Genomic DNA, 23,917 nt, shown 5'->3' with positions numbered 1-23,917 from the left:
ACTCGGGCCGTGCGTACTCAGGTGGGGATCATCGGTGCCGGTCCGGCCGGCCTGCTCCTGTCCCGGTTGCTGACCCTCCAGGGCATCGACTCCGTCGTCCTGGAGAACCGGTCCCGGGACTACGTCGAGGCCCGGATCCGTGCCGGCATCCTCGAGCAGCACACGGTCGACACGCTGACCGCGGCCGGCGTGGGCGACCGGCTGCACCGCGAAGGCCTGGAGCACAGCGGCATCTACCTGCAGTACCCGGGCACCCGGCACAAGCTGGACTTCCCCGAGCTGTGCGGGCGCACGGTGTGGGTCTACGGCCAGACCGAGGTCACCAAGGACCTCATCAAGGAGCAGCTGGCCGGCGGCCCGCCGCTGCACTTCGAGGTCTCCGACGTCCGGGTCGAGGACGTCGACACCGACTCCCCGCGGATCCTGTTCACCGACGCCGACGGCACCCCGCAGGTGCTGGAGTGCGACGTCGTCGCCGGCACCGACGGCTCCTACGGCGTCTCCCGCCCGGTGGTCGCCCAGGGCGCCGCCGGCCAGCGGATCTGGGAGCGCACCTACCCCTACGCGTGGCTGGGCATCCTGGCCGACGCCGCGCCGGCCACCGACGAGCTCATCTACGCCTGGCACCCGGAGGGCTTCGCGCTCTACTCGATGCGCTCGCCGAAGGTCTCCCGGCTGTACCTGCAGGTCGCGCCCGACGAGAAGATCGACGACTGGTCCGACGACCGGATCTGGGACAACCTCGCCAAGCGCTTCGCGCTCGAGGGCTGGGAGATCAACACCGGCACCATCACCGAGAAGTCGGTGCTGCCGATGCGCTCGTTCGTCAGCGCGCCCATGCGCCGCGGCCGGCTGTTCCTCGCCGGCGACGCCGCGCACATCGTGCCGCCGACCGGCGCCAAGGGCCTCAACCTCGCCGTCGCCGACGTGACCCTGCTGGCCACCGCGCTCGTGCGGCTGCTGCAGGAGGGGCGGAGCGACCTGGTCGACGCCTACTCCGACACCGCCCTGCGCCGCGTGTGGCGGTGCACGCACTTCTCCTGGTACATGACCTCGATGCTGCACACCTCCGGCGACGACTTCGACGCCCAGCTGCAGCTGTCGCAGCTGCAGCGGGTCTGCTCCTCCGAGGCGGCGGCGCGGGAGCTCGCGGAGAACTACACCGGCCTGCCGATCGAGTGAGCGGCCCGGCCGCCGCGCAGGACACCTCGCGCCGGGCGCTGCCGGCGGTGCTGGTCTTCACCGGCACCGTCGTGGCGGTCATCTCCAGCCTGGGGGCGCCGCTGGTGCCGGCGATCGCCGCCGCGCACGACGTCCCCCTCGCCGACGCGCAGTGGTCGCTGACCATCACGCTGGTCGTCGGTGCGGTCTCCACCCCGGTGGCCGGCCGGCTCGGCGACGGCCCGCGCCGGCGGGCGGTCATGCTCGGCGCGCTCGGCCTGGTGGTCGCCGGCAGCGTCCTGGCCGCGCTGCCGCTCGGCTTCCCCGCCCTGCTGACCGGGCGGGCGCTGCAGGGCTTCGGCCTGGGCCTGACCCCGCTGGCCATCGCCACCGCCCGCGACGCGCTGGCCGGAGCGCGGTCGCGCTCGACGGTCGCCGCGCTGTCGATCACCGTGGTCGCCGGCGTCGGCCTGGGCTATCCCGTGGCCGGCCTGCTCGCCGACCTCGGCGGGGTGCACGCCGCGTTCTGGTTCGGCGCCGGGGTCAGCGCGCTGGCCCTCCTGACCGGCGCGCTCGCCCTGCCGCCGTCCCCCGACCGGCCGGCCCGCCCCCTCGACCTGCCCGGCGCCCTGCTGCTGGGCACCGGCCTGGGCGCGGCCCTGCTGGCCCTCGGCGAGGGCGAGACGCTCGGCTGGCGGTCGCCCGCCGTGCTCGGCCTCGGCGCACTCAGCCTCGTCACGCTGGCCGGCTGGGTCGCGTGGTCGCTGCGGGCGGCCGCGCCGCTGGTCGACCTGCGCCTGGCCCGCGGGCGGACGGCGGCCACGGCGCACCTGGCCGCGCTGCTGGTCGGGCTGGCGAACTACCTGCTGCTCTCCTCGGTGACGCTCGCCGCCCAGACCGAGCCGGCCGCCGGCTACGGGTTCGGCGCGTCGGTGGTCGTCGCCGGGCTGGTGCTGCTGCCGTTCTCCGCGGCCAGCGTGCTCGCCGGCCGGCTGGCCCGGCTGCTGGCCGACCGCGCCGGCCCGGCCGCCGTCCTACCGGCCGGCGCGCTGGTGCTGGGCGTCGCGGCCGGCCTGTTCGCGCTGACCCCCGGCAGCCTGTGGCTGCTCTGCGGGGTGATGGCGGTCGCCGGGCTGGGCGTGGGCGGCTGCTTCGCCGCGCTGCCGGCCCTGGTCGTCGCCGCGGTGCCGCCGGCCGAGACCGGCAGCGCGATGAGCCTCAACCAGGTGCTGCGCTACGTCGGCTTCGCCACCGGCAGCGCCGCCACCGCCACCCTGCTGGAGGCCGCGACCCCCGACGGCAGCGCCGCGCCCGGCCCCGGCGGCTACACCGCGGTGGCGCTGCTGGCCTGCGGCATCTGCGTGCTCACCGCCGTGCTCACCCGCGTGCTGCCGCCGCGCCGCGCCGCGGCCTGAGCGGGCTCACCCACCGCCGGCGGCCAGCGCGCTGACCGCGTCGACGGTCGCCGGCTCCACCGGCAGGTGGGCCACGACCGCGGGCACCTCGTCGGGCTCCAGGCCCTGCTCGACCAGGAGCACCAGCAGGTCGTCGGCGCGGTCGGGCGGCACCGGCAGCGGGAGGTCCGAACGGTCGAGGGCGTCGCGGGCGAGGAACAGCGCGCCGGCCAGCCCGGGGTCGGCGGCCGGGAGCTCGTCGGCCGGCTCCTCGGGTGCCGCCGCCGCGCGGGTCGCCGCCTCCGCGGCCCGCACCAGCGACAGCGGGAGCCCCTCGGCCTCCACCTCCAGCAGCGGGACGTCGGCCAGCGCGGCGAGCACCAGGTGCTCGGCCTCCAGGCGCAGCGGCACGTCCCACTCCCCCGCGCGCACCACCCCGGCGAGGTCCGAGCCGTCCTCCCCGAGGTCGTCGAGGAGGTCGGCCCAGGCGCGGGGGCGGGTGTCGCGGGCGCGGGCCGCGGCGCGCACGCAGGTGTCGAGGACGAACGGGTCGATCACCTCGCGGTCGAAGCGGTCGGCGTAGACCACCCCGTCCGGGCCCACGGCGTTCAGCGCGTCGGCGAAGCTGCCGGGCCGGGCGTCGCCGAGGTCCAGCCGGCCGTCCTCCTCGCCGCTCAGCGGCTGCCCCGAGGTGGCGCGGTCGCCCATCGTGCCGCCGGTCTCCACCAGCCGGCCGCGCCGGCGCAGGTGGTGCGGCCGGTCGGACAGCCCGACGCACCAGGCGCAGGCCTCGGCGATCAGCGCGGGCGTGCGCTCGCGCAGCACCGTGCGGGTGAGCAGCCCCATCCAGTCGACGTCGAACGGCACCCGGCCATGGTCCCCCGTCCCCGGGGGGTCCGGCCACGCCCCCCGCCCTAGGCTGGCGACGCCGGACGAGGAGGTGCGGGTGGAGGTCGAGGAGACCCGGCTGCCGGGGATCGGGCTGCGGCACGACCTGGTCACGGCCAGCGGCCGCCGGATCGGCGTGGTGTCGATGGCCGGCGGCGCGCGGCACGTCGTCCTCTACGACGAGGTCGACCCCGACGCCACCGCCGCCAGCATCGCGCTCACCGCCGAGGAGGCCGACGCGGTCGCCGAGCTCCTCGGCGCCCCGCGCATCACCGAGCGGCTGTCGCGGCTGCGCGAGCAGGTCTCGGGGCTGGCCACCGAGGGAGTGCCGATCGTCCCCGGCTCCCCGTACGTGGGCGCCACCCTCGGCGACACGGCGCTGCGCACCCGCACCGGCGCGTCGGTCGTGGCGGTGCTGCGGGCCGGGGTGGCGATCGCCTCCCCGACGCCGGACTTCCGCTTCCAGGCCGACGACCGGCTGATCGTCGTCGGCACCGCGGACGGCGTGGCCCGGGTGCGGCAGCTGCTCGCCGCGCCGTGACGGCGCCGCGCCGATGAGCGACACCGCGCGGCTGCTGGTCGAGCTGGGCGCGGTGGTGCTGGCGCTCGGCGTGGTGGGCCGGCTGGCGGCACGGACGGGGCTGTCGCCGGTGCCGTTCTACCTGCTGGCCGGGCTCGGGTTCGGCACCGGCGGGCTGCTGCCGCTGGACGCCCCGGAGGCGTTCATCCGCACCGGCGCCGACGTCGGGGTGGTCCTGCTGCTGCTGGTGCTGGGCCTGGAGTACACCTCCGCCGAGCTGGTCGGCAGCCTGCGGCAGCAGGCGCCGGTCGGCGTGCTGGACCTCGTGCTCAACGGCCTGCCCGGCGCCGTGCTCGCGCTGCTGCTGGGCTGGGGCCCGACCGCGGCGGTCGCGCTCGCCGGGGTCACCGCGATCAGCTCCTCCGGGATCGTCTCCAAGGTGCTCACCGACCTCGGCCGGCTGGGCAACCGGGAGACCCCCGCGGTGCTCGGCGTCCTCGTGGTCGAGGACCTCGCCATGGCCGCCTACCTGCCGGTGCTCACCGCGCTGGTCGCGGCCTCCGGCGGGGCGACCGCGGCGCTGTCGGTCGGGCTGGCGCTGGCCGTGCTCGCCGTCGTCCTCGCCGTGGCGCTGCGGCACGGGCAGGCGGTGACCCGGGCGGTGGGCAGCGGCTCGGACGAGGTGCTGCTGCTCAGCGTCGTCGGCCTGGCGCTGCTGGTCGCCGGCGGCGCCGAGGCCGTGCACGTCTCGGCCGCCGTCGGCGCGTTCCTGCTGGGCATCGCGCTGTCCGGCGAGGTCGCCGAGCGGCTGCGCACGCTGCTGCAGCCGCTGCGCGACCTGTTCGCCGCGGTGTTCTTCGTCTTCTTCGGGCTGTCGGTCGACCCGGGGGCGCTGCCCGGCGTGCTCCTGCCGGCGGTGGGGCTGGCCGCCGTCGGCGTGCTCACCAAGGTGGCCACCGGCTGGGTGGCCGGGCGGCGGGCGGGCATCGGCCCGGCCGGCCGCGTGCGCGCCGGTGCGGCGCTCGTCGCCCGCGGCGAGTTCTCGATCATCATCGCCGGGCTGGTCGCCGGCGCCGTCCCGGCGGCGTTCGGCCCCACGGTCGCCGCCTACGTGCTCGTGCTGGCGGTGCTCGGCCCGCTGGCGCCCCGGCTGGCCGATCCGCTGGCCCGCCGGCTGGCGCTGCGCGCCGCCGGCCGGGCCCCCGGCGTCAGCCGAACAGGTCGCTGAGGAAGGACTCCTTCTTCTTGCGGCGCGGCTGGCCGTACCCGGAGCCGTAGGAGGAGTGCGACGAGGAGGAGTGCCCGCCGCGCACCTGGTTGAGCACCTCGCCGACGACGGCGCCGAGGCCGGCACCCTGCGGCCCGGCCGGGGCGTGCCCGGCGGCGGGCTGCTGCGGCCCGCGGGGCCGGTCGTGCCAGTCGTTCTCGGCGTCGATCAGCCGCTCGAGCTCGCCGCGGTCGAGGAAGATGCCGCGGCAGTCGGTGCACTGGTCGACGTGCACGCCGTTGCGCTCGTAGGTGCGCATGGGGCCGTGACACTTCGGGCAGGTGAGGTCCACGCGAGCGCAACGGACGGGCTCCGGTCCCGGGTTCCCGGAGACGACGGAGCCGGGGACCCGCGGGATGCGGGCCCCCGGCTCCGGGGGGAGGACTACAGCCGCCGGTCGGCGAGGGCCGCCGCGATCCGGTCGGTCTGGGTCTGGTTGTCCATGAGCTGGCGCAGCAGCCACAGCCGCAGCACCTTGGCCACCGCCCCGGCCAGGTACAGGGCCGCGCCGGCGACGGTCAGCGCCGTCATGGCCACCGCGAGGGTCTGGTAGGACCCGACGTCGCGCAGGTCGTCCATGTTCAGCGAGGCGTTGTAGCAGAGGAACGCCCCGATGACGCCGACGACCATGAACACGATGCCGGTGATCCGCGCCCGGGCGTCGCCCTTGGACTGGTCGCCCTTGAGCTTCACCTGCTCCACCTCGGTCGTGAACTGTTCGCGTCGCTGTTCGGTGAGCACGGCTGTCAGCCTCCTAGGTAACTGGTCGAGAGTTGTTCCTCGATCTCGCCGGGGGGCCCGACCGAGACGATGCGGCCCTGCAGCATGAGCGCGGCAGAGTCGGCGATGGGGAGCACCACCCGGGCGAACTGCTCGGCCACGAGGACGGAGATGCCCTCCTCGACCAGCTGCGCCACCGTGTCGTACATCTGCGACACGATCATCGGCGCCAGGCCCATGGAGAGCTCGTCCAGCAGCAGCACCGCCGGGTCGGTGCCGAGTGCCCGGGAGAGGGCGAGCATCTGCTGCTCGCCGCCGGACATGGAGCCGGCCAGCTGCGACCGGCGCTGGCCCAGGATGGGGAACCGGCTGTAGGCCGCCTCCTCCATCTGGGCCAGCGTGGAGCGGGTGCCGGCGGCCAGCCACAGGTTCTCCCGCACCGAGAGGTTGGCGAACACCCCGCGCCCCTCGGGAATGCAGCAGATCCCCAGCCGGGCGGCGTCCTGGGCGCTGATGCCGTTCACCGTGCGCCCGGCCATCCGCAGCTCACCGGCGGTGGGGCTGAGCAGCCCGGCGCAGATCTTCATCGTGGTGGACTTGCCGCCGCCGTTCGGGCCGAGCAGCGCCAGCACCTGCCCGGGGGGCAGGACGAGGTCCACGCCGTGCAGCACCTCGATGGCGCCGTAGGCGGCCTTGACGCCCGCCAGCTCGAGCATCGGCGGCACCGGGGCCACCACGCCCGCCGCCGGGGCCGGGGTCGTCGTCGTCATGCCGCGGTCTCCGTCCCGATGTAGGCGGCCACGACCTTGGGGTCGGCCTGGATCTGCTGCGGCGTCCCCGAGGCGATGAGCGCGCCGTAGTCGAGGACGTGGATCACCGAGCAGAGCTTCATGACCAGCGGCAGGTCGTGCTCGACCAGGCAGATGCCGAGGCCGCCGGCGGCCAGCCCGCTGAGCATCTCGGCGAACGCCTCGGTCTCGTGCTCGGTCTGGCCGGAGGCGGGCTCGTCGAGCAGCAGCAGCCGCGGCGAGGACATCAGCGCCCGGGCCACCTCGACCACCCGTGCCCGGCCGGTCGGGATGTCCGAGACGTCCTTGTCGGCGACGTCGGTCAGCCCGGTCAGCTCCAGCACGCGGTCGGTCTCGGCGTCGACGTCCGGCCGGTGGTGGGTGTTGGCCCGCAGGATGTCGCCGGCCACCCGCACGTTGTCCCGCACCGACAGCGAGAGGAACAGCTCCAGCCGCTGGAAGGTGCGGGCCATGCCCTTGCGTGCCCGCTTGGCCGGAGAGAGCCGGGTGATGTCCTCCCCGTCGAGGAGCACCCGCCCCTTCGTCGGCTTCTGCAGGCCGGTGACGGTGTTGAACAGCGTCGTCTTGCCGGCGCCGTTCGGGCCGATGAGGCCGGTGATCGTGCCGGGCTCGACGGCCAGGCTGACGTCGTCCACCGCGGTGTTGCCACCGAAGCGGACGGTCACCTCGCGGACCTCAAGCAGAGACATGGGCGGGATCCTCGGGAGAAGGGACCGGGGCGGGGACGGGCAGCGCGGCCGCGACGGCCGGGACCAGCGGTGGCAGCGGCGCGTGGATCGGCAGCCCGAGGGCCCGGTCCACCTCGTCGCGCTCGGCGGCGGTGAACGGCGCCTCCAGCCCGACGAGCTCCGGCGGGGTCCTGGCTCCGGCGGCCCGCTCCTCCGGCGTGAGCAGCAGCTCGGGGGCCAGCCGCTTGCCGATCCCCGGCAGCAGGGAGAACAGCAGCACCGTGCCGATGGCGAACCACCAGTTGTCGATGACGTCGAAGAAGGCCAGCAGGTACAGCACGACCTCGACGACGGCGCCGCCGACGAGCACCTTCGGCGCCTTGCTCAGGTTCCGGTAGTCCTGCACCACCAGGTGCGCCCGGCCGCTGGGGTTCTCCCCCACGCCCATGCCGATCAGGGCGGTCAGGACGACGAAGACGCTGGCCAGCGTCGTGTACACGTTCTCCAGCGCGACCGAGTCCCGGGCCAGGCCGTTGAACGTGCCGACGATGACCACGAACCCCGCGCCGGCCATCAGCCCGCCGAACAGCGCGCCGCTGACGTAGCCGATGCCGAAGACGACGGTCAGCATCAGCAGCGAGAGGCTGCCGACGATCGTGAAGGTCTCCCCCGACACCGAGCCCATGGCGCTGGACATCAGGATGCCGCCCAGGCCGGCGATGCCCGAGGAGATCATGAAGACGCTGAGCTTGAGCTTCACCAGGCTCTGGCCGAGCATCGCCGAGGCCGCCGGGCTGTCCTTCATGGCCGCGAGCCGGCGCCCGTAGCCGCTGCGCCGCAGCGCCACCACCCCGACGCCCAGGACGGCGAACACGGCCGTGACGGTGAGCAGCCGGGTCGTGGGGTCGCCGAGGTCCAGCGGGCCCACCTGCACCGGCGGGACGATGAGCGAGCCGTTGGGGAAGATCCCGCCGAACAGGCCGCGGTCGTCGATGTCGCGCAGCACGACCAGGGCGACGATGCCGCCGAAGGCCAGCGTCGACAGGGCCAGGTAGAGCCCGCGCAGGCGCAGCGCCGGCAGCGCGACCAGGCCGCCGATGACCGCCGTGCCGAGCGTGCCGACGAGGACGCCCCACCAGGTGAGCCGGGCGCCCAGGCCGGCGCCGACGATCCCCACGTGGAAGGCGATGATCGTGCCGATCGCCCCCAGCGCCAGGGGCGCCAGGTTCATCTCGCCGGCGTAGCCGGTGAGCAGGGTCAGCGACAGCGCGATGATCGCGAAGGTCATGCCGGTCGCCAGCGTGGTGACCGACGAGGGCACCATCAGCAGGCCGATGAGCCAGACGATGACCACGAGCGCCACGCCCCAGATGGCGGCCCGCTTGACCGTGGGCACCGAGTAGCGCTCGCGGGTGCGGGTGGCCGCGCCGCGCAGCCGGTCCTGCGGCAGCAGGAGCAGGACGACGAAGAGCACGATCATCGGCAGGGCGACCCGCACGTTGGCGACCCAGGTCCACTCCACCGGGGCGTAGCCGACCAGGTAGGTGCCGGCCATGCCGAGCACGATGGCGCCGACGAAGGTGCGCGGGATGCTGCGCAGCCGGCCGAACATCGCCGCGGCGAACGCGTCGATCACCAGCAGGGTGAGGGCGTTGGCCTCGAGCGCGCCGCCGCCGATCGGGGTGATGAGGATGCCGGCCAGGACGGCGAGCACCGACCCCATGATCCAGGAGAGCAGCGCGGCGCGGTCCGGGTCGTGCCCCGACAGCTGCAGCAGGTCGGGGTCGTCGACGACGCCGCGCATCGTCACGCCCATCCGGGTGCGGGTGAACATGATCCGCAGCCCGACGGCGATGGCGACGGCGAGGACGAGGCAGATGATCTCGTGCGCGCGGATGGAGACGCCGAGGACCTCGACGGAGGTGTTCACGCCGAAGAACAGCGGGAGGATGCGGGCCTCTTCGGGCGCCCACAGCCACTGCGAGAGGTACACGAACCCGAGCAGCACGGCGACGGTGACGACGATCTTCGTGACGTCGGCGGTGCCGCGCAGGCCCTTCATGATCAGGGTGTAGAGGCCGGCGCCCACGAGCGGGCCGAGGACGCCCAGCACGATCACCACGGACAACCAGACCGGCAGGCCCCAGCCCACGGTCAGCTGCCAGTAGGTGAAGGCGCCGAGCATGGCCTGCGCGCCGTGGGCGAAGTTGAAGACGCCCGAGGTGTTGTAGGTGAGCACCAACCCGGAGGCGGCGATCGCGTACACCGCGCCGAGCACGAGCCCGAGCACGGTGAACGTCAGGAAGGTCTCCATCGAATGCATCCCTGGCGGTCTGGGGAGGAGTGGTGGGGAGCCGGCCGGTACCCGGCCCCGGCTGCGGGGGCCGGCCGGCCCCGGACGTCGTCCGGGGCCGGCCGGTCCGCGTGGTGGATCAGCTGGACGGCGTCAGCACGTCGTCGGTGAGGAACTTCGTGGAGATGCGGTCCTCGTTGAGCTCGACACCGGCCAGGGCCGGGTCGGTCTCGATGGCCCAGTCGTCGTTGCACTCGAACTCGCCGCGGGTCTCGGGGACGACCTGCGCGTACTCGCCGCCCTCGAGGTCGAGCAGGAGGGCGCAGCTCGCGGGGAGGTTCTCACCCGGGTTGCTGGGCGCGTGCAGGCCGCCACCGGTCCACTCGGTGACCTGGGAGAGCCCGTCGATCATGCACTGACGGGTCAGGTCCGAGCCGCAGTCCTTGGCGACGGTCGCCCACAGCAGGAAGGCCGAGGTGGCCTGCATGCCGAGCAGCGCCGTCTTGCCGCCGGCCCCGCCGACGATGTCGAGGTACTGCTGGACGGCGGGCACCTCGTCGGCGTTCTCGAACGGCTGGAAGGCCAGGCCGGTGTACAGGTTGTCACCCGCACCGCTGGTGGCGTTCCACTCCGCGACCGCCTCGCTGTACCAGGTGGCCTCGAACATGAGGACCGGCTCGATGCCGACCCGGCTCATGGCCTCGAGCATGCCGAACTGGACCGCCCCCGGGCTGGTGGAGGTGAACAGCGCGCCCACCCCGCAGTCCTGGTAGCGCTCGGCGAAGGGCACGTAGCTCGGGTCACCCTGTGCCGAGAGGGTCACGCCGCAGTCCTTCGGCGTGATGCCGAGCTGCTCGAGCACCCGCCCGACCTTGGCGTTGCCCACCACGGCCGCCGGCGAGCTGCTGTTCAGGAAGTCCATGTTCTCGGAGAACTCCGGGAACTCCTGGATGGCCAGCTGCAGCGGGGCGGTGTTGTACCGGTCGACCGGGTAGGGCACCGACTCGAACTTCATCGGGCCCATGGAGGCGTTCGGGCCGACGGTGAAGCCGGCGACCGTGGGCAGGTTGCAGCCGACGCGCACCGGCTCGGCGGCCTCGTCGCCGGCGAAGCCCTGGCCGACGAGCATGAAGTCGGTGGCACAGGCCTGCTGGACGACGGTGGCGGCCTGGGTGTAGGCGGCGTCGTACTGGTTGCCGATGATCTCGCGCCCGTTGATGCCGCCCTGCTCGTTGCACCAGTCGATCATGGCGCTGACGGCGTCGCCCATCTCCTTGCTCAGGCCGGGGGACGCACTGAAGCCACGGTCGTCGCCGTAGCCGATGGTGATCGAGTCGTCGGTGACGCCCTGGTCGGTGGCGCCTGAGGCGTCCCCCTCGCCGCAGGGGCTCTCCAGGGTGCCGAACGACTCGCCGTCCGACGACGAACCGCCGCCGCCGGAAGCGCTGTCGGTCACCCCGTCCGAACCCGACCGCTCCCCGGCACAGGCAGACGTGACCAGGGCGAGGGCCAAGGTCGCCACGCCCACGCGGGCGGCCTTCATACGCTTCATCGCGTTCCTTCCTCCTCGCTGACGCCCCGACGGCGGCAGCTGTGACGCGGTGGTGCAGAACGGGGTCGGTGCGGTGTGCACGGCCCCCGCGCAGCGAGGCAGCCCGCCTCGTTGGTCGGCCATGGTGTTGTGACCCGGCACACCCCACGAGCGCCGTCCCGGTGACCGGGAGCAAGTCGCGGAACCGGTGCCGGCCGTGTCCCCGGGAGCCGCACGGGGCCCGTCCCGATCACCGGTACGGTGCCCGGGGCCCGCCGATCAGGTGCCTAACCTCCGCCCGGCGACCGTCCGGGCGCCGCCGCCGACGAGGGGACAGTTCCGGGATGAGTGCGAGCGTGGCCGTGGACTTCACCGGGCGCACGGTGCTGGTCACCGGGGGCACCAAGGGGATCGGCCGCGAGATCGCCGAGACGTTCCTGGCCGCCGGCGCCGACGTCGTGGTCTGCGGCCGCTCGGCGCCCGAGACCCCTCCCGAGCGCGACGGGCGGGCGGCCACCTTCTCCGCTGCCGACGTCCGCGACCCCGCGCAGGCCCAGGCGCTGGTGGCCGGGACGGTGGCGCGCACCGGCCGGCTCGACGTCCTGGTCAACAACGCCGGCGGCTCGCCGGACGCCGACGCCGCCACGGTGTCCCCGCGGTTCGTCGAGAAGATCGTGCAGCTGAACATGCTCGCGCCGTTCTACGTGGCGCAGGCGGCGAACGCGGTCATGCAGCAGCAGGAGACCGGCGGCTCGATCGTCAACATCGGCAGCGTCTCCGGCAGCGATCCGCAGCCGGGCACGGCGGCGTACTCGGCGGCCAAGGCCGGCCTGCTGGTGTTCAGCCGCGCGCTGGCCCTGGAGTGGGCGCCGAAGGTGCGGGTCAACCACATCACCACGGGGCTGATCCGCACCGAGGCGGCCGCCTCCATCTACGGCGACGACGGCGGCGCCGCGGTGGCGGCGATCATCCCGATGCAGCGGATGGCGGTGCCGGCCGACGTCGCCCGCGCGGTCCTGTACCTGGGCAGCGACCTCTCGGAGTACGTGACCGGCGCGGACCTCGCCGTCCACGGCGGCGGCGAGTACCCGGCGCGGTACGTCGCGACCCACTGACCGGCGCTCCCCCGGCCGGCCCGCGCGGCCGGCTCAGCCGAAGGCGAGCCGGCCGCCGGAGACCACGGGGCGCTCCCCGTCGGTGATCTCGAAGGCGAGCACGCCGTTCGCGCCTGCCCAGGCCGCCACGGGCAGCCGGGCCCCCGGGAAGACCGGGGCGCTGAAGCGGCCGTCGAGCTCGGTGAGGTCGGCCGGGTGGACGCCCAGCGCCCGGGCCAGCACCAGCGTGCCGTGCGCCAGCGTGCACAGCCCGTGCAGGAACGGGCGGGGCTGCCCGGCCGCCCGCGCCGCGGCGGGGTCGACGTGCATGTGGTGCCGGTCGCCCAGCAGCCGGTAGAGCGCCGCCTGGGTCGGGAACGTGGCCACCTCGGCGGTCACGGACGGCGCCCCGTCCGGCCGGGGCGGGGCCGACGGCCCGCGCTCGCCGCCGAAGCCGCCGCAGCCCGGGGCGAACAGCGACCAGGTGGCGACGAACGCCTCGCTCTCGACCACCACCTCGAAGACGGCGGCCGCGCCCTTGTCCCACACCTCGCCGACGCGGGCCACGAGCTCCAGGCGGCCGGCCCGGGGCAGCGGCGCGCGGACGGTCAGCCGCTGGCTGCCGTGCACCGCCGTGGTGGTGTCGAAGGCGCCGGCGCCGCCCAGGGAGTCCGGCGCCCACTGGGCGAGGGTGAGGGCGAAGGTGGGCAGCACCCGCAGCCGCTCCTCGAAGACCAGGTCCAGCTCGTCGGCGGTCGCGCCCACGGCGAGCGCGTAGAGGATCGCGTCGCGCTCCTCCCACTCGACCACGCGGCTGCCCAGCGCCTGCCCGCGCCACTCCCCCGCCGTCCGTGCGTCCGTCGCCGTCATCGCGCCCCTCCCAGGACCAGCCCGCTGGTGGGCACCCCGGTGCCGGCGGTGACCACCACGTTCGTGACGTCGCCGGGCTGGTGGACCGAGGTGCCCCGGACCAGCCGCACCGCCTCGGCGATGCCGTTCATGCCGTGCAGGTAGGCCTCGCCCAGCTGGCCGCCGTGGGTGTTGGTCGGCAGGGAGCCGGTCAGCTCCAGGTTGCCGTCGGCGACGAAGCCGGCCGCCTCGCCGCGGGCGCAGAAGCCGAGCTCCTCCAGCTGCGGCAGCACCAGCGGGGTGAAGTGGTCGTAGAGGACGGCGGCGTCGACGTCGGCCGGGCCCAGGCCGCTCTGCGCCCACAGCTGGCGGCCGACCAGCCCCATCTCCGGGATGCCCGAGATCTCGGGCCGGTAGTAGCTGGTCATCATGTGCTGGTCGGCGCCCGAGCCCTGCGCCGCGCCCAGCACGGTCACCGGCGGGTGGGGCAGGTCGCGGGCCCGCTCGGCCGACACCAGCACGACCGCCTGGCCGCCGTCGGTCTCCTGGCAGCAGTCGAGCAGGTGCAGCGGCTCGGCGATCCACCGCGAGGCCTGGTGCTCCTCCAGGGTGATCGGCCGCTGGTAGAACCACGCCGCCGGGTTGGTGGCCGCGTGCGCCCGGTCGACGACGGCGACCCGGCCGAAGTCCTCGCTCGTGGCGCCGAAGTCGTGCATGTACCGGCGGGCGAACATCGCCACCCACTGCGCCGGGGTGCTGAGCCCGAACGGGGTCATCCACGAGTAGGCGGCGCGGTCGGCCCCGGTGTCCATCGGCCGGTCGGCCTGGCCGAGGCCGTAGCGCACCCCGGACCGCTCGTTGAACGCCCGGTAGCAGACGACGACCTGCGCCAGGCCGGCGGCGATGGCCATCGCGCCCTGCGCGACGGTGCCGCAGGCCGCGCCACCGCCGTAGCCGACCCGGGAGAAGTGCGTGAGCTCCCCCATGCCGGTGCTGCGGGCGACGTGGATCTCGCTGTTGGTGTCGGCGGTGAAGGTGACCAGCCCGTCGACGTCGGCGGGGGTCAGCCCGGCGTCGGCGACCGCGGCCAGTACCGCCTCGCAGGCCAGCTGCAGCTCGCTGCGCCCGGAGTCCTTGGAGAACTCGGTGGCGCCGATGCCGGCGATCGCCGTGGCGCCGGACAGCCCGCTCACGCGGCCGCCGTCCCGGGCAGCCGCACGGTGACGGTGCCGGTGACGTGCGGGCCGAGGGCGTTCTCGCCGCGCACCGCCACGGTGACCTCGTCGCCGTCCACGGCGGTGACCGAGCCGCGCAGCACCATGGTGTCGCCCGGGTGGTTGGGGACGCCGAGCCGGATCCGGATCCCGGTGACGACGGCGGCCGAACCCGCCCAGGCGCGGACGAACCGCTCCACCATCCCGTTCGAGGTCAGGATGTTCATGAACACGTCCCGGGCGCCGCGCTCGACGGCCAGGCCGGGGTCGTGGTGCACGTCCTGGTAGTCGCGGCTGGCGATCGCGGTGGCGACGATCAGCGTGCGGGTCAGCGGAACGGCCAGCTCGGGCAGCTCGTCGCCGACGGCGACGGCCGCGGGAGCCGGGCGCACCGCGGCGGGTGCGGTCACCGCGTCACCGGGCCGGCGGCCACCAGCGTGCCGAGCCGCGCCAGCACGGCGCTCGCGCCGCCCAGGGTGGTGGACAGCTGCTTGCCCCACAGGAAGTGCCGGTGCACCGGGTAGTCGGTGTCCACGCCGATACCGCCGTGCACGTGCTGCACCCGGTGGACGACGTCGAGCCCGCCCTCGCGGGCCCACCAGGCGACGACCTGCACCGACGCTGCGGCCTCGGCCGGCACGGTGCCGGGCGCGGCGTCCTCCAGGTCGGCCACGGCCTGCCAGAGGGTCACCCGCAGCGCGTCGATCGCGATGTAGCAGTCGGCGAGCTGGTGGGCGACGGCCTGGAAGGTGCCCAGCGGCCGCCCGAACTGCTCGCGCTCGCTCACGTAGGAGGCGGCGTGGGCCAGCGCGCCCTCGGCGACGCCGAGCTGCACGGCGGCGGTGGCCACGGTCGCGTCGGCGAGCACCCGGGCCAGGCCGCCGTCCCCGGGCGTGCCCAGGGCCTCGGCGGGGGCGCGGTCGAGGTGCAGGTGGCCGGCGCGGTCGTGGGTCGTCGTCTCGGCGGCCTCCCAGCGCACGCCCTCGGCACCGGCCGCGACGAGGAACAGCCCGGGCCCGGCGTCGGTGGTGGCCGCGACCAGCACGGCGGTGGCGCCGGCCGGGGCGGGGACGGCGGCCTTGAGCCCGGTCAGCCGCCACCGGTCGCCGTCGGCGACCGCGGTGCAGGTGGGCGCGGCCGGGTCGGCGGGGCCGAACTCCTCCAGCGCGACGGTCAGCCGGCTGGTGCCGTCGGAGGCGCCGGGCAGGTGCTCGGCGCGCTGCTCCGCGGTGCCGGCGCCGGCGACCGCCAGCCCGGCGACCGCGGCCGGCCACAGGGGCACCGGGGCCACGGTGCGGCCCTGCTCGACCAGCAGCACGCACAGCGCGGCCAGGCCCAGGCCGGCGCCGCCGTCGTCCTCGGGCAGCGCGATGCCGGTGAGGCCGGCCTTGGCCAGCTCGGTCCACAGCTCCTCGTCGACCCGGCTCTCGCTGGTCTCGACGGCGCGCAGCCGCGCGGGCGTCACCCGGTCGGTGAGGATCTCCCGGGCCAGGTCGCGGACGGCGGTGAGGTCCTCGTCCAGGGTGAAGTCCATCAGGTGTCCTCCTCCGTCGCGGGCCGGAACACCGGCAGCGACAGCTCGGCGTCGGCGTCCAGCCAGTCGAGGACCACGGGCAGGTCGATCTCGACGTCCTCGGGAGCGATGCCGACGAGGTTGGTGATCAGGCGGGTGCCCTCGGCCAGCGCGACGACCGCGACGACGAGGGGGACGTCGAAGGCCGGGTGCCGAGGGTGGTGGTTGACCACGTAGCTGTGGACGGTGCCGCGGCCGCAGGCCTCGACGGTGTCCCAGTCGAACGAGCCGCAATCCGGGCAGCACGGACCCGGCGGGTGGCGCAGGGTGCCGCACCCGGCGCAGCGCTGCACGAGCAGCCGGTGCTCGCGGGCGGCGTCGAACCAGAACGCGTTGTCCCGGTTGATCGCCGGGCGGGGGCGCAGCGCGCGCTCGGCCGGCGCGGGAGCCGGGTCCGCGGGGCGGAAGCGCAGCGTCCGCCAGCGCTGCGTGGCCACCACCTCCCCGTCGGCGTCCCGGTAGGTCTTGACCGTCGTGACGAACCGGCCGGCGCCCAGCCCGGTCCGCTTCTCCGGGCCGATGGACTCCACGACCTCCTCGACGGAGACCTCGTCGCCGGGCACCAGCTCGCGGGCGAAGGCGAACTCGGAGTCGGTGGCGACCACCGAGGTGTACCCGCCCTCGGCGAGCAGGTCGACCAGCTCGTCGAACGGGGAGCGCTCGGCCGGGCCGGCGACCGAGGCGGCGTATCCGCGCATCGTCCAGGCCTGCACCATCGAGGCGGGGGCGACGGCGCCGGCGCGGCCGGTGGCGCGGGCGGCGTCGTCGTCGAGGAAGACCGGATCGGTCTCCCCCATCGCCTCCACCCAGTGCCGCACCATCGGCCGGTTCACCGGGTCCGGCCCCCGCCGGCGGGCGACGAGCACCGTGCCGACGAAGGCCTGCACCCGCTCCTCGTACGCCGCGGTGGTGCCGGCCGGGGCGTCCTCGACCGCGGTCACTGCCCGCGCCGGGGCCGCGGCAGGCCCAGGCCCTGGGTGGCGACCATGTCGCGGAGCACCTCGTTGACCCCGCCGCCGAAGGTGTTGACGATCCCCTGCCGCGACAGCTGCTCGACCTGCCCGGCCAGCGCGGCGCCGGGCGACTCCGGCCGGATCCGGCCGGCCGCGCCGAGGATCGCGGTCAGGGTCCGCTGGACGTCGATGTGGGTCTCGGTGCCGTAGGCCTTCGCCGCCCCGGCCTCGGCGCCGGTCAGCGTGCCCGCCGCCACGGCGCTGGTCATCTTCCAGTTCATCAGCCGCATCGCCTCGAGCTTCGCGTGCGTGCGGGCCAGGTCGGCCTGGACCCACGGCAGCTCGATGGCGCCGTTGTCGCGGGCCCAGTCGACGACCTGCTCCCACAGCGCGATCATCCGCCCGCCGAGGGCGGCCAGGCCGATCCGCTCGTGGTTGAGCTGGGTGGTCAGCAGCCGCCAGCCGCCGTCCACCTCGCCGACGACCTCGCCGGCCGGCACCCGGATGCCGCTGTAGTACGTGGCGGTCACCATCAGCCCGCCGACGGCCTGGATCGGGCTCCACGAGAAGCCCGGGTCGTCGGTCGGCACGATGAGGATCGAGATCCCCTGGTGCTTCGGGACGTCGGGGTTCGTGCGGCAGGCCAGCCAGACGAAGTCGGCGGTGTTCGCGCCGCTGGTGAAGATCTTGCTGCCGTCGACGACGAACTCGTCGCCGTCCCGCACCGCCCGCGTGGTCAGCGACGCGAGGTCGGTGCCGGCGCCGGGCTCGGTGTAGCCGATGGCGAAGACGACGTCGCCGGCCAGCATGCCGGGCAGGTAGCGCTGCTTCTGCTCCTCCGTGCCGTAGGCCATCAGCGTCGGCCCGACGGTGTTGACCGTGACGAACGGGAAGGGCAGCCCGGCGCGCTGCACCTCGTCGAAGAACACGTACTGGTCCTCGACCGAGCGGCCCTGGCCGCCGTACTCGGTCGGCCAGCCGATGCCCAGCCAGCCGTCCTCGCCCAGGCGCTTGACGACCTCGCGGAAGCGGGGGCCGCCGACGCCCTGCTCGCCGACCTGGCGCCGCTCCTCCTCGGTGAACAGGCTGGAGAAGTAGGCGCGCAGCTCGGCTCGCAGCTCGCGCTGGGCGGGGGTCTCCCGCAGGTCCATGCGGTGCTCTCCTGGGTGCTCGGATGGCTCGGGAACGGTCAGGCGCTGGTCTCGACGGCGGACGCGGCCTCGACCGCGGGGGCCACCGGAGAGCCGCCGGCCGCGGCGGCCCGCTGCAGCGGGGCCTCGGTCGCCAGCGGCCCGGGGGTGCGCTCGGGCGCCAGGACGCAGCGGGTGCCGCGGTAGATCGTCGTCATGCAGATGTTGTTGTGGTTGCACAGCGACCGGGTGCGCGGCTCGGCCTGGATCCGGTTGACCAGGTCCGGCTCGCGGAGCAGCGCGCGGCCCATGGCGACGAACTCGAAGCCCTCCTCCATGGCCTTGTCCATGATCGACCGGTTGGTGACGCCGCCCAGCAGCACCATGGGCAGGTCGATCGCGGCGCGGATCTGCTTGGCGTCCTCCAGGAGGTAGCCGTCCTCGTAGGGGTACTCGCGCAGCACCTTGGAGCCGACCAGGCGGATGCCGGTCTTGAACGGCTCGGGCATGACCGCGGAGAACTCGCGCAGCGGCGCGCCGCCCTTGAACAGGTACATCGGGTTGAGCAGCGAGCTGCCGGCGGTCATCTCCAGCGCGTCGACGTCCCCGCTGGCCTCCAGCCACTGGGCGACGGAGATCGCCTCGTCCAGCCAGAAGCCGCCGGGCACGCCGTCGTCCATGTTGAGCTTGGCGAGGATGGCCAGCCGGTCGCCGACCGCCTCGCGGACGGCCCGCATGATCTCCAGCGAGAGGCGGGCCCGGTTGGCCAGGCTGCCGCCGTACTCGTCGGTGCGGTGGTTGACCTTCCGGCTGAGGAACGAGCTGGGCAGGTAGTTGTGCCCGAGGTGCACCTCGATGGCGTCGAAGCCGGACTCGACGGCCAGCCGGCCGGCGGTGCGGAAGTCCTCGACGATGCGCGCCAGCTGCTCCTTGGTGGCCGGCTTGGCGAAGCTCAGCGTCGTCTTGTGGAAGTGCCGGCTGGGGGCCAGCGCGTCCATGCCGGTGGCCTTGGGATTGGCCACCGCACCGGCGTGCCCCACCTGCACCGAGACCGCCGCGCCCTCGGCGTGCACCGCGTCGGTCAGCCGGCGCAGGCCCGGGACGGCCTCGGGGCGCCAGACGATCTGGCCCCTGGCCTGGCAGGCCTCCGGCGCCACGGCGACGAAGGACAGCGTGGTCATGCCGACGCCGCCGGCGGCGACCGTCGTGTGGAAGTCGATGAGCGGATCGGTGACCAGGCCGTCGCGGCTCAGGCCCTCGAAGGTGGCGGCCTTGATGGTCCGGTTCCGCAGCGTCAGGGGACCGAGCCGGGCGGGGGCGAAGACGTCGGGGACGTCGGTCCGCGGCAGGGACGGAATGGTCACGGTCGTTCCTCTCACCTGGTGCGCCGCCCGGTCGGGCGCGCTGCCCGGGGGGCCCCGACAGGCCCGGACCCGGCTCCGCGACGCTAACCACGGCCCCCCGGGGCACCGAAGGACGTCCCGGTGACCGGGAGGGTGCCCCGGCCCCGGCATCCCGCTGGCCGGGAGCCGTTCTCACACCGCCCGGACGGCGGCCAGGATGGACCGCCCTGACGCATGTCCACCGGTGTGACCTCTGGAGCGACGATGACGACCTCCACCGACCCCCAGGCGGCCGCGCTCGCGGTCATGACCGGCCTCACCGGCCCCGGGGGACCCTTCGAGCTGGCCCGCGAGGACGTCCTCGGCGTGCCGATGACGGTCTTCCGGAACCGGGCGCGCTCCCTCGGGGAGGTGCTCGCCGCCTCGCAGCTGCACGGCGACCGCCCCTACCTGGTGACCGCCGACCGCCGGATCTCCTTCGCCGAGCACGCCGGCCACGCGGCCTCCCTCGCGCGCGCCCTGCGGGAGGAGCACGGGGTGCGCCCGGGCGACCGGGTGGGCATCCTCGCCGCCAACAGCCCGGAGTGGATCACCGCCTTCTGGGCGACGGTGTCGCTCGGCGCGATCGCGGTCGGCTACAACTCCTGGTGGTCGCGCGACGAGATCGCCTACGGCCTCAGGCACACCACCCCCACGGTGGTCGTCGCCGACGCCAAGCGGCGGGCGCTGATCGGCGACACCGACGCGCGGGTGGTCAGCGTGGAGGAGGACCTCCCGCGGATGATGACCGCCCACCCCGACGAGGTGCTCTCCCCCGCCGAGGTGGCCGAGGACGACCCGGCCGTCATCCTCTACACCAGCGGCACGTCCGGCCGGCCGAAGGGCGCGGTGCACACCCACCGGAACCTGTGCTCGGTCATCGAGTACCACCGCATGAACGACGCGCTGGCCCGGGCCTTCGGCGACCCCACCGACCCGCGGGACCGCCGCTACCTGCTGTGCATGCCGCTGTTCCACATCGGCTCGCTGCACAACCTCGCCGTCCCCCGGCTGGCCACGGGCAGCACCGCCGTGGTGCACGAGGGCGCCTTCGACGTCGACCGGGTGCTGCGGCTGATCGAGCAGCAGCGGGTCACCAACTGGGGCGCGGTGCCCACGATGGCGCACCGGCTGCTGCGGCACGGCGACCTGTCGGCCTACGACCTCTCCTCGCTCACCGCCTTCGCGCTGGCCTCGGCGCCGTCCTCGCCGGAGTTCCACGAGCGGCTGCGGCAGGCCCTGCCCGCGGCGCAGCGCGCGCTGGCCAACAGCTACGGGCTCACCGAGTCCTGCACCGGCGTCACGGTGGCCACGGCCATGGACCTCGCCGTCGACCCGGACACCCTCGGGCGGCCGGTGGTCACCGTCGAGCTCGAGATCCGCGACGAGGCCGGCCGCCCGGTGCCCGAGGGCGTCGAGGGCGAGATCTGCGTGCGCAGCCCGTACAACATGCTGGGCTACTGGAACGACCCCGACGCGACCGCGCGGGCCATCACGACGGACCGCTGGCTGCACACCGGCGACATCGGCACGGTCACCGCCGGCCGGCTGCGGCTGTCGGCCCGCCGGTCGGACCTGGTGATCCGCGGCGGGGAGAACGTCTACCCCGCCGAGGTCGAGCACGCCCTGCTCGAGCACCCCGCGGTCGCGGAGGCGATCGTCCTGGGCCGTCCGCACGAGGAGCTCGGCCAGGAGGTGGCCGCCGTCGTCGTCCTGGAGCCCGGGGCGACGGCGAGCCCCGACGAGCTGAGCGCGTGGCTGGGCGACCGGCTGGCCTACTACAAGGTGCCCACGGTCTGGCGCCTCACCGGCGAGCCGCTGCCCCGCAACGCGACGGGGAAGGTCATGCGCACCCGCGTCACGCTCTGATCCCTCGCGGACGGCGGGGCCGCCGGCTCCCCCGGGAGCCGGCCGGCGCTGCCGTCGGGAGGACCGGTCAGCCGACCGCGCTGGTCAGCGACACCAGGCCGGTGACCGCGAGCGTGCCGAGCACGACCGCCCGGAAGCGCTCGGGGCGCAGCCGCCGGAACACCCGGTCGCCCAGCCACCAGCCGCCCGGGACGCCGAGGGCGCCGGCCAGGGCCGCGACGGCGGCGGCGGGGTCGACGTGCCCGAGCACGGCGAACGCCGCCGCGGCCACGAGGTCCTGGGCGAGGAACGCCGCCTGCAGCGTGCCGCGCGCCCGGGGCGGCGGCAGCCCGAGGGCCGACAGGCTCAGCACCACCGGGGGGCCGTTCATGCCGGTGGAGGTGAGCAGCGCGCCGCTGAGCAGACCCGCGCCGTACTGCGTGCCGCGCCCGGCGGGGAGCCGGACGTCCAGCGCCAGCAGGACGACGACCAGCAGCATCCCGGCGGTGATGACCGTCCCCAGCGCCCGCTCGTCCAGCCCGCCGAGCAGCGCCAGCCCGGCCGGCATGCCCAGCAGGGCCGCGGCGGTGTAGCGCGCGACCAGCCGCCCCTCGACGTGCCGGCGTTCCCGGACCGTCGCGTACCCGGTGAGCACCGTGCCGACCATCGTGCTGGCCACCACCGCCGGGACCGGGTCGAGCACCAGCGCCAGCAGCGGCACCGCGACCAGCGCCAGGCCGAAGCCGGTCACGGCCTGCGCGGCCGAGGCGAGCGTGAAGACCGCGAGCGCGACCGCGGCGACCGCGGGCAGGGTCACCCGGCGGTGCCGGGCGCGTGCCGCGGCCAGGGCGCGGCCTGCTCCAGCTGCCCGGCCAGGCGCAGCAGCAGCCCCTCCCGGCCGAGGTCGGCGGCGAACTGCACGCCCACCGGCAGCCCGTCGGCGTCGGTGCCCGACGGCACGCTCATCGCCGGGGAGCCGGTCACGTTGAACAGGCTGGTGCAGATCGAGTAGGTGGTGCCGTGCTCGTAGAGGGTCTCGGGCCGCGAGGTGTCCAGCAGGCCCAGCGGCGGCACCGGCTGCGCCAGCGTCGGCAGCAGCAGGACGTCGACCTCCGTCAAGGAGCGCCCGACGGCCCAGCCGGCCGTCTGCGCCGCCTCCAGGGCCGCGATCACCTGGGCGCCGGTGAGGGTCCGGCCGTGCTCGAGCAGCACCCGGGTGAACGGCTCCAGGTCGTCGTCGCGCAGGTCGCGGCCCAGCTGCCGCAGCCGCTGGTCGACCGTGCCGACCAGGCCGGCGGCCATGAGGGTGCCCGAGGCGGCCATGACCGCGCCCGGGTCGTGGCCGAGCTGGACGTCGACGACCTCGTGGCCCAGGCCGGTCAGGACGTCGGCAGTCCGGCGCACCGCGGCGGCGACGTCCGGGTGGACCGGCGCCGGCACGTTGCCGACCAGGCCGATCCGCAGCCGGCCGGGGTTCCGGCCGACCTCCTCGGCGAAGGGCCGCTCGGGAGCGGGGACCCCGAGCGCGTCGCCGGGCAGCGGGCCGGCGGCGACGTCGAGCAGCAGGGCGCTGTCGCGGACGGTCGTGGTCAGCGCGTGGTGCACCGACATGGGCACGGCCAGCGTCCGCGGCGACGGCGCGAGGGGCACCCGCCCGCGGCTGGGCTTGAGGCCGAACAGCCCGCACATCGACGCCGGGATGCGGATGGAGCCACCGCCGTCGCTGGCGTGCGCGGCCGGCACCAGGCCGGCCGACACCGCGGCCGCGGAGCCCCCGCTGGACCCGCCCGGTGAGCGCCCGGGTGCCCAGGGATTGGCGGTGGGCCCGGTCATCAGCGGTTCGGTGCTGCCGTTGAAGCCCAGTTCCGGGGTGTTGGTGGTGCCCAGCACGACCAGGCCGGCCCGCCGGTAGCGCGCGACGAGCTCGCTGTCGCGGGCCGCGCGCCCCTCGGCGAACAGCCGGCTGCCGCCGGTGGCGGGCAGGCCGGCGACCGCCGTGCCGAGGTCCTTGACCAGGAACGGGACGCCGGTCAGCGGGCCGTCGGGCAGCCCGGCGTCGACCTCGGCGAGGGCCTCGTCGAACCGGGGGTGCACCAGGGCGTTGAGCTCCGGGCGCTTCTCGATGCGGGTGATCGCCGCCTCGACGACCTCGCGCGCGGACACCTCCCCCGCCCGGATCGCCGCCGCCGTGCCCGTCGCGTCGCTCAGGCCCTCGGCCATCTGCTCCCACCTCTCCGTCCGTGGTCGGCGCAGGCTAGGGAGCGCCGCCCGCGCTCCGGGCGCGCCCTCCCGATGGCCGGGACGCCCACGGCCCGGGCCGGGTCCGGACGGAGCGGACCGGGCGACTCGGCTCGCGCTCCGGACCGAGGCCCTCGCCGCCGTCCCGGAGTCGCTGCCGGCCGAGCGGTACGGCCGCCGCCGCGAGTGGACCCGGCAGCTCGACGAGAGCGTCGGCATCGCGCTCGGCGACCGGTGGCGAGCTCCGGATCAGGAGCGGGAGGGGACGGGCTCGGGATCGCGCGGGAGGCCCAGCAGCCGCTCGCCGATGATGGTGAGCTGGACGTCGGTCGTGCCGCCGGCGATCGACAGGCAGCGCGAGCTGAGGAACATCCAGATGTGCTCG

The 23,917-nt window shown here is 75.1% G+C and carries 23 protein-coding genes; 6 read left to right on the top strand and 17 right to left on the bottom strand.

Translation table 11 applies throughout. The features are described 5' to 3' along the window. The first annotated feature begins 9 nt into the window (after window positions 1–9). Window positions 10–1,182 (top strand): 4-hydroxybenzoate 3-monooxygenase, encoded by a 1,173-nt coding sequence (locus ACI79R_RS07025; RefSeq protein WP_456572875.1) that lies wholly within the window; start codon window positions 10–12, stop codon window positions 1,180–1,182. Next, entirely contained in the window at window positions 1,179–2,576 is a 1,398-nt protein-coding gene (locus ACI79R_RS07020; protein WP_456572874.1) for an MFS transporter, read from the top strand. The genes ACI79R_RS07025 and ACI79R_RS07020 overlap by 4 nt, the downstream gene beginning before the upstream one ends. Window positions 2,577–2,582: 6 nt before the next feature. Here ACI79R_RS07020 and ACI79R_RS07015 read toward each other — a convergent pair whose 3' ends face one another. Further along, entirely contained in the window at window positions 2,583–3,422 is an 840-nt protein-coding gene (locus ACI79R_RS07015; protein WP_456572873.1) for a hypothetical protein, read from the bottom strand. 79 nt (window positions 3,423–3,501) lie between these two features. On the opposite strand from ACI79R_RS07015, the gene ACI79R_RS07010 reads away from it, so the two are divergent. Next, complete coding sequence (locus ACI79R_RS07010; protein ID WP_456572872.1) at window positions 3,502–3,984, top strand: cation:proton antiporter regulatory subunit; 483 nt, start codon at window positions 3,502–3,504, stop codon at window positions 3,982–3,984. 13 nt (window positions 3,985–3,997) lie between these two features. Continuing rightward, window positions 3,998–5,191 carry a cation:proton antiporter gene (locus ACI79R_RS07005; protein WP_456572871.1) on the top strand — a complete coding sequence of 398 codons (1,194 nt, stop codon included), beginning with the start codon at window positions 3,998–4,000 and terminating at the stop codon, window positions 5,189–5,191. Here ACI79R_RS07005 and ACI79R_RS07000 read toward each other — a convergent pair. The 6 genes from ACI79R_RS07000 to ACI79R_RS06975 form a co-directional block, all read right to left on the bottom strand. Next, entirely contained in the window at window positions 5,172–5,522 is a 351-nt protein-coding gene (locus ACI79R_RS07000) for a TFIIB-type zinc ribbon-containing protein (RefSeq protein WP_456572870.1), read from the bottom strand. The genes ACI79R_RS07005 and ACI79R_RS07000 overlap by 20 nt on opposite strands. Window positions 5,523–5,614: 92 nt before the next feature. Further along, window positions 5,615–5,971: a hypothetical protein gene (locus ACI79R_RS06995; protein WP_456572869.1), complete on the bottom strand. Its 357-nt coding sequence runs from the start codon at window positions 5,969–5,971 to the stop codon at window positions 5,615–5,617. 5 nt (window positions 5,972–5,976) lie between these two features. Further along, window positions 5,977–6,720 carry an ABC transporter ATP-binding protein gene (locus ACI79R_RS06990; protein ID WP_456572868.1) on the bottom strand — a complete coding sequence of 248 codons (744 nt, stop codon included), beginning with the start codon at window positions 6,718–6,720 and terminating at the stop codon, window positions 5,977–5,979. Continuing rightward, window positions 6,717–7,448 carry an ABC transporter ATP-binding protein gene (locus ACI79R_RS06985; RefSeq protein ID WP_456572867.1) on the bottom strand — a complete coding sequence of 244 codons (732 nt, stop codon included), beginning with the start codon at window positions 7,446–7,448 and terminating at the stop codon, window positions 6,717–6,719. Before ACI79R_RS06985 ends, ACI79R_RS06990 begins: the two co-directional genes overlap by 4 nt. Further along, window positions 7,435–9,741 (bottom strand): branched-chain amino acid ABC transporter permease, encoded by a 2,307-nt coding sequence (locus ACI79R_RS06980; RefSeq protein ID WP_456572866.1) that lies wholly within the window; start codon window positions 9,739–9,741, stop codon window positions 7,435–7,437. Before ACI79R_RS06980 ends, ACI79R_RS06985 begins: the two co-directional genes overlap by 14 nt. A gap of 118 nt (window positions 9,742–9,859) precedes the next feature. Then, window positions 9,860–11,176 carry an ABC transporter substrate-binding protein gene (locus ACI79R_RS06975; RefSeq protein ID WP_456572865.1) on the bottom strand — a complete coding sequence of 439 codons (1,317 nt, stop codon included), beginning with the start codon at window positions 11,174–11,176 and terminating at the stop codon, window positions 9,860–9,862. 419 nt (window positions 11,177–11,595) lie between these two features. On the opposite strand from ACI79R_RS06975, the gene ACI79R_RS06970 reads away from it, so the two are divergent. Next, the gene (locus tag ACI79R_RS06970; protein WP_456572864.1) at window positions 11,596–12,366 is read left to right on the top strand and encodes an SDR family oxidoreductase; all 771 of its coding nucleotides are present in this window, start codon (window positions 11,596–11,598) and stop codon (window positions 12,364–12,366) included. Between the two features lie 33 nt (window positions 12,367–12,399). Here the strand turns inward: ACI79R_RS06970 and ACI79R_RS06965 are convergent, their stop codons facing one another. Genes ACI79R_RS06965 through ACI79R_RS06935 form a run of 7 tightly spaced genes read right to left on the bottom strand, consistent with a single transcriptional unit; the run spans window position 12,400 to window position 19,428 of the window. Further along, complete coding sequence (locus ACI79R_RS06965) at window positions 12,400–13,215, bottom strand: MaoC/PaaZ C-terminal domain-containing protein (RefSeq protein WP_456572863.1); 816 nt, start codon at window positions 13,213–13,215, stop codon at window positions 12,400–12,402. After that, entirely contained in the window at window positions 13,212–14,387 is a 1,176-nt protein-coding gene (locus tag ACI79R_RS06960) for a lipid-transfer protein (RefSeq protein ID WP_456572862.1), read from the bottom strand. The genes ACI79R_RS06965 and ACI79R_RS06960 overlap by 4 nt, the downstream gene beginning before the upstream one ends. Then, window positions 14,384–14,818, bottom strand: a complete 435-nt coding sequence (locus ACI79R_RS06955; protein WP_456572861.1) for a hypothetical protein — start codon at window positions 14,816–14,818, stop codon at window positions 14,384–14,386. The genes ACI79R_RS06960 and ACI79R_RS06955 overlap by 4 nt, the downstream gene beginning before the upstream one ends. Beyond that, complete coding sequence (locus tag ACI79R_RS06950; protein WP_456572860.1) at window positions 14,815–15,942, bottom strand: acyl-CoA dehydrogenase family protein; 1,128 nt, start codon at window positions 15,940–15,942, stop codon at window positions 14,815–14,817. The genes ACI79R_RS06955 and ACI79R_RS06950 overlap by 4 nt, the downstream gene beginning before the upstream one ends. Beyond that, window positions 15,942–16,922, bottom strand: a complete 981-nt coding sequence (locus ACI79R_RS06945) for a bifunctional MaoC family dehydratase N-terminal/OB-fold nucleic acid binding domain-containing protein (RefSeq protein WP_456572859.1) — start codon at window positions 16,920–16,922, stop codon at window positions 15,942–15,944. The genes ACI79R_RS06950 and ACI79R_RS06945 overlap by 1 nt, the downstream gene beginning before the upstream one ends. Next, window positions 16,919–18,085 (bottom strand): acyl-CoA dehydrogenase family protein, encoded by a 1,167-nt coding sequence (locus ACI79R_RS06940; protein ID WP_456572858.1) that lies wholly within the window; start codon window positions 18,083–18,085, stop codon window positions 16,919–16,921. Before ACI79R_RS06940 ends, ACI79R_RS06945 begins: the two co-directional genes overlap by 4 nt. Window positions 18,086–18,123: 38 nt before the next feature. After that, window positions 18,124–19,428, bottom strand: a complete 1,305-nt coding sequence (locus ACI79R_RS06935) for an NADH:flavin oxidoreductase (protein ID WP_456572857.1) — start codon at window positions 19,426–19,428, stop codon at window positions 18,124–18,126. Between the two features lie 243 nt (window positions 19,429–19,671). Between ACI79R_RS06935 and ACI79R_RS06930 the strand changes: the two genes are divergently transcribed. Then, on the top strand, window positions 19,672–21,315 hold the full coding sequence (locus ACI79R_RS06930; protein ID WP_456572856.1) for a class I adenylate-forming enzyme family protein: 1,644 nt from the start codon (window positions 19,672–19,674) through the stop codon (window positions 21,313–21,315). A gap of 67 nt (window positions 21,316–21,382) precedes the next feature. Here ACI79R_RS06930 and ACI79R_RS06925 read toward each other — a convergent pair whose 3' ends face one another. From ACI79R_RS06925 to ACI79R_RS06915, 3 genes are all read right to left on the bottom strand, one after another. After that, window positions 21,383–22,111 (bottom strand): sulfite exporter TauE/SafE family protein, encoded by a 729-nt coding sequence (locus ACI79R_RS06925; RefSeq protein ID WP_456572855.1) that lies wholly within the window; start codon window positions 22,109–22,111, stop codon window positions 21,383–21,385. Further along, window positions 22,108–23,514: an amidase gene (locus ACI79R_RS06920; RefSeq protein WP_456572854.1), complete on the bottom strand. Its 1,407-nt coding sequence runs from the start codon at window positions 23,512–23,514 to the stop codon at window positions 22,108–22,110. The genes ACI79R_RS06925 and ACI79R_RS06920 overlap by 4 nt, the downstream gene beginning before the upstream one ends. A 267-nt stretch (window positions 23,515–23,781) precedes the next feature. Further along, complete coding sequence (locus tag ACI79R_RS06915; protein WP_456572853.1) at window positions 23,782–23,904, bottom strand: hypothetical protein; 123 nt, start codon at window positions 23,902–23,904, stop codon at window positions 23,782–23,784. Window positions 23,905–23,917 lie beyond the last annotated feature (13 nt).

The sequence above is a fragment of the Blastococcus sp. SYSU D00820 genome (assembly GCF_054050695.1).
Note: the sequence above shows the minus strand (reverse complement) of the source record. Positions and strands in the feature narration are given on the sequence as shown.

Coding starts and splice junctions, on each gene's coding strand:
- ACI79R_RS07005 (WP_456572871.1), top strand. CDS start 3,998: ATGAGCGACACCGCGCGGCTGCTGGTCGAGCTGGGCGCGGTGGTGCTG.
- ACI79R_RS06990 (WP_456572868.1), bottom strand. CDS start 6,720: ATGACGACGACGACCCCGGCCCCGGCGGCGGGCGTGGTGGCCCCGGTG.
- ACI79R_RS06985 (WP_456572867.1), bottom strand. CDS start 7,448: ATGTCTCTGCTTGAGGTCCGCGAGGTGACCGTCCGCTTCGGTGGCAAC.
- ACI79R_RS06980 (WP_456572866.1), bottom strand. CDS start 9,741: ATGGAGACCTTCCTGACGTTCACCGTGCTCGGGCTCGTGCTCGGCGCG.
- ACI79R_RS06970 (WP_456572864.1), top strand. CDS start 11,596: ATGAGTGCGAGCGTGGCCGTGGACTTCACCGGGCGCACGGTGCTGGTC.
- ACI79R_RS06965 (WP_456572863.1), bottom strand. CDS start 13,215: ATGACGGCGACGGACGCACGGACGGCGGGGGAGTGGCGCGGGCAGGCG.
- ACI79R_RS06950 (WP_456572860.1), bottom strand. CDS start 15,942: ATGGACTTCACCCTGGACGAGGACCTCACCGCCGTCCGCGACCTGGCC.
- ACI79R_RS06940 (WP_456572858.1), bottom strand. CDS start 18,085: ATGGACCTGCGGGAGACCCCCGCCCAGCGCGAGCTGCGAGCCGAGCTG.
- ACI79R_RS06930 (WP_456572856.1), top strand. CDS start 19,672: ATGACGACCTCCACCGACCCCCAGGCGGCCGCGCTCGCGGTCATGACC.
- ACI79R_RS06920 (WP_456572854.1), bottom strand. CDS start 23,514: ATGGCCGAGGGCCTGAGCGACGCGACGGGCACGGCGGCGGCGATCCGG.
- ACI79R_RS06915 (WP_456572853.1), bottom strand. CDS start 23,904: ATGTTCCTCAGCTCGCGCTGCCTGTCGATCGCCGGCGGCACGACCGAC.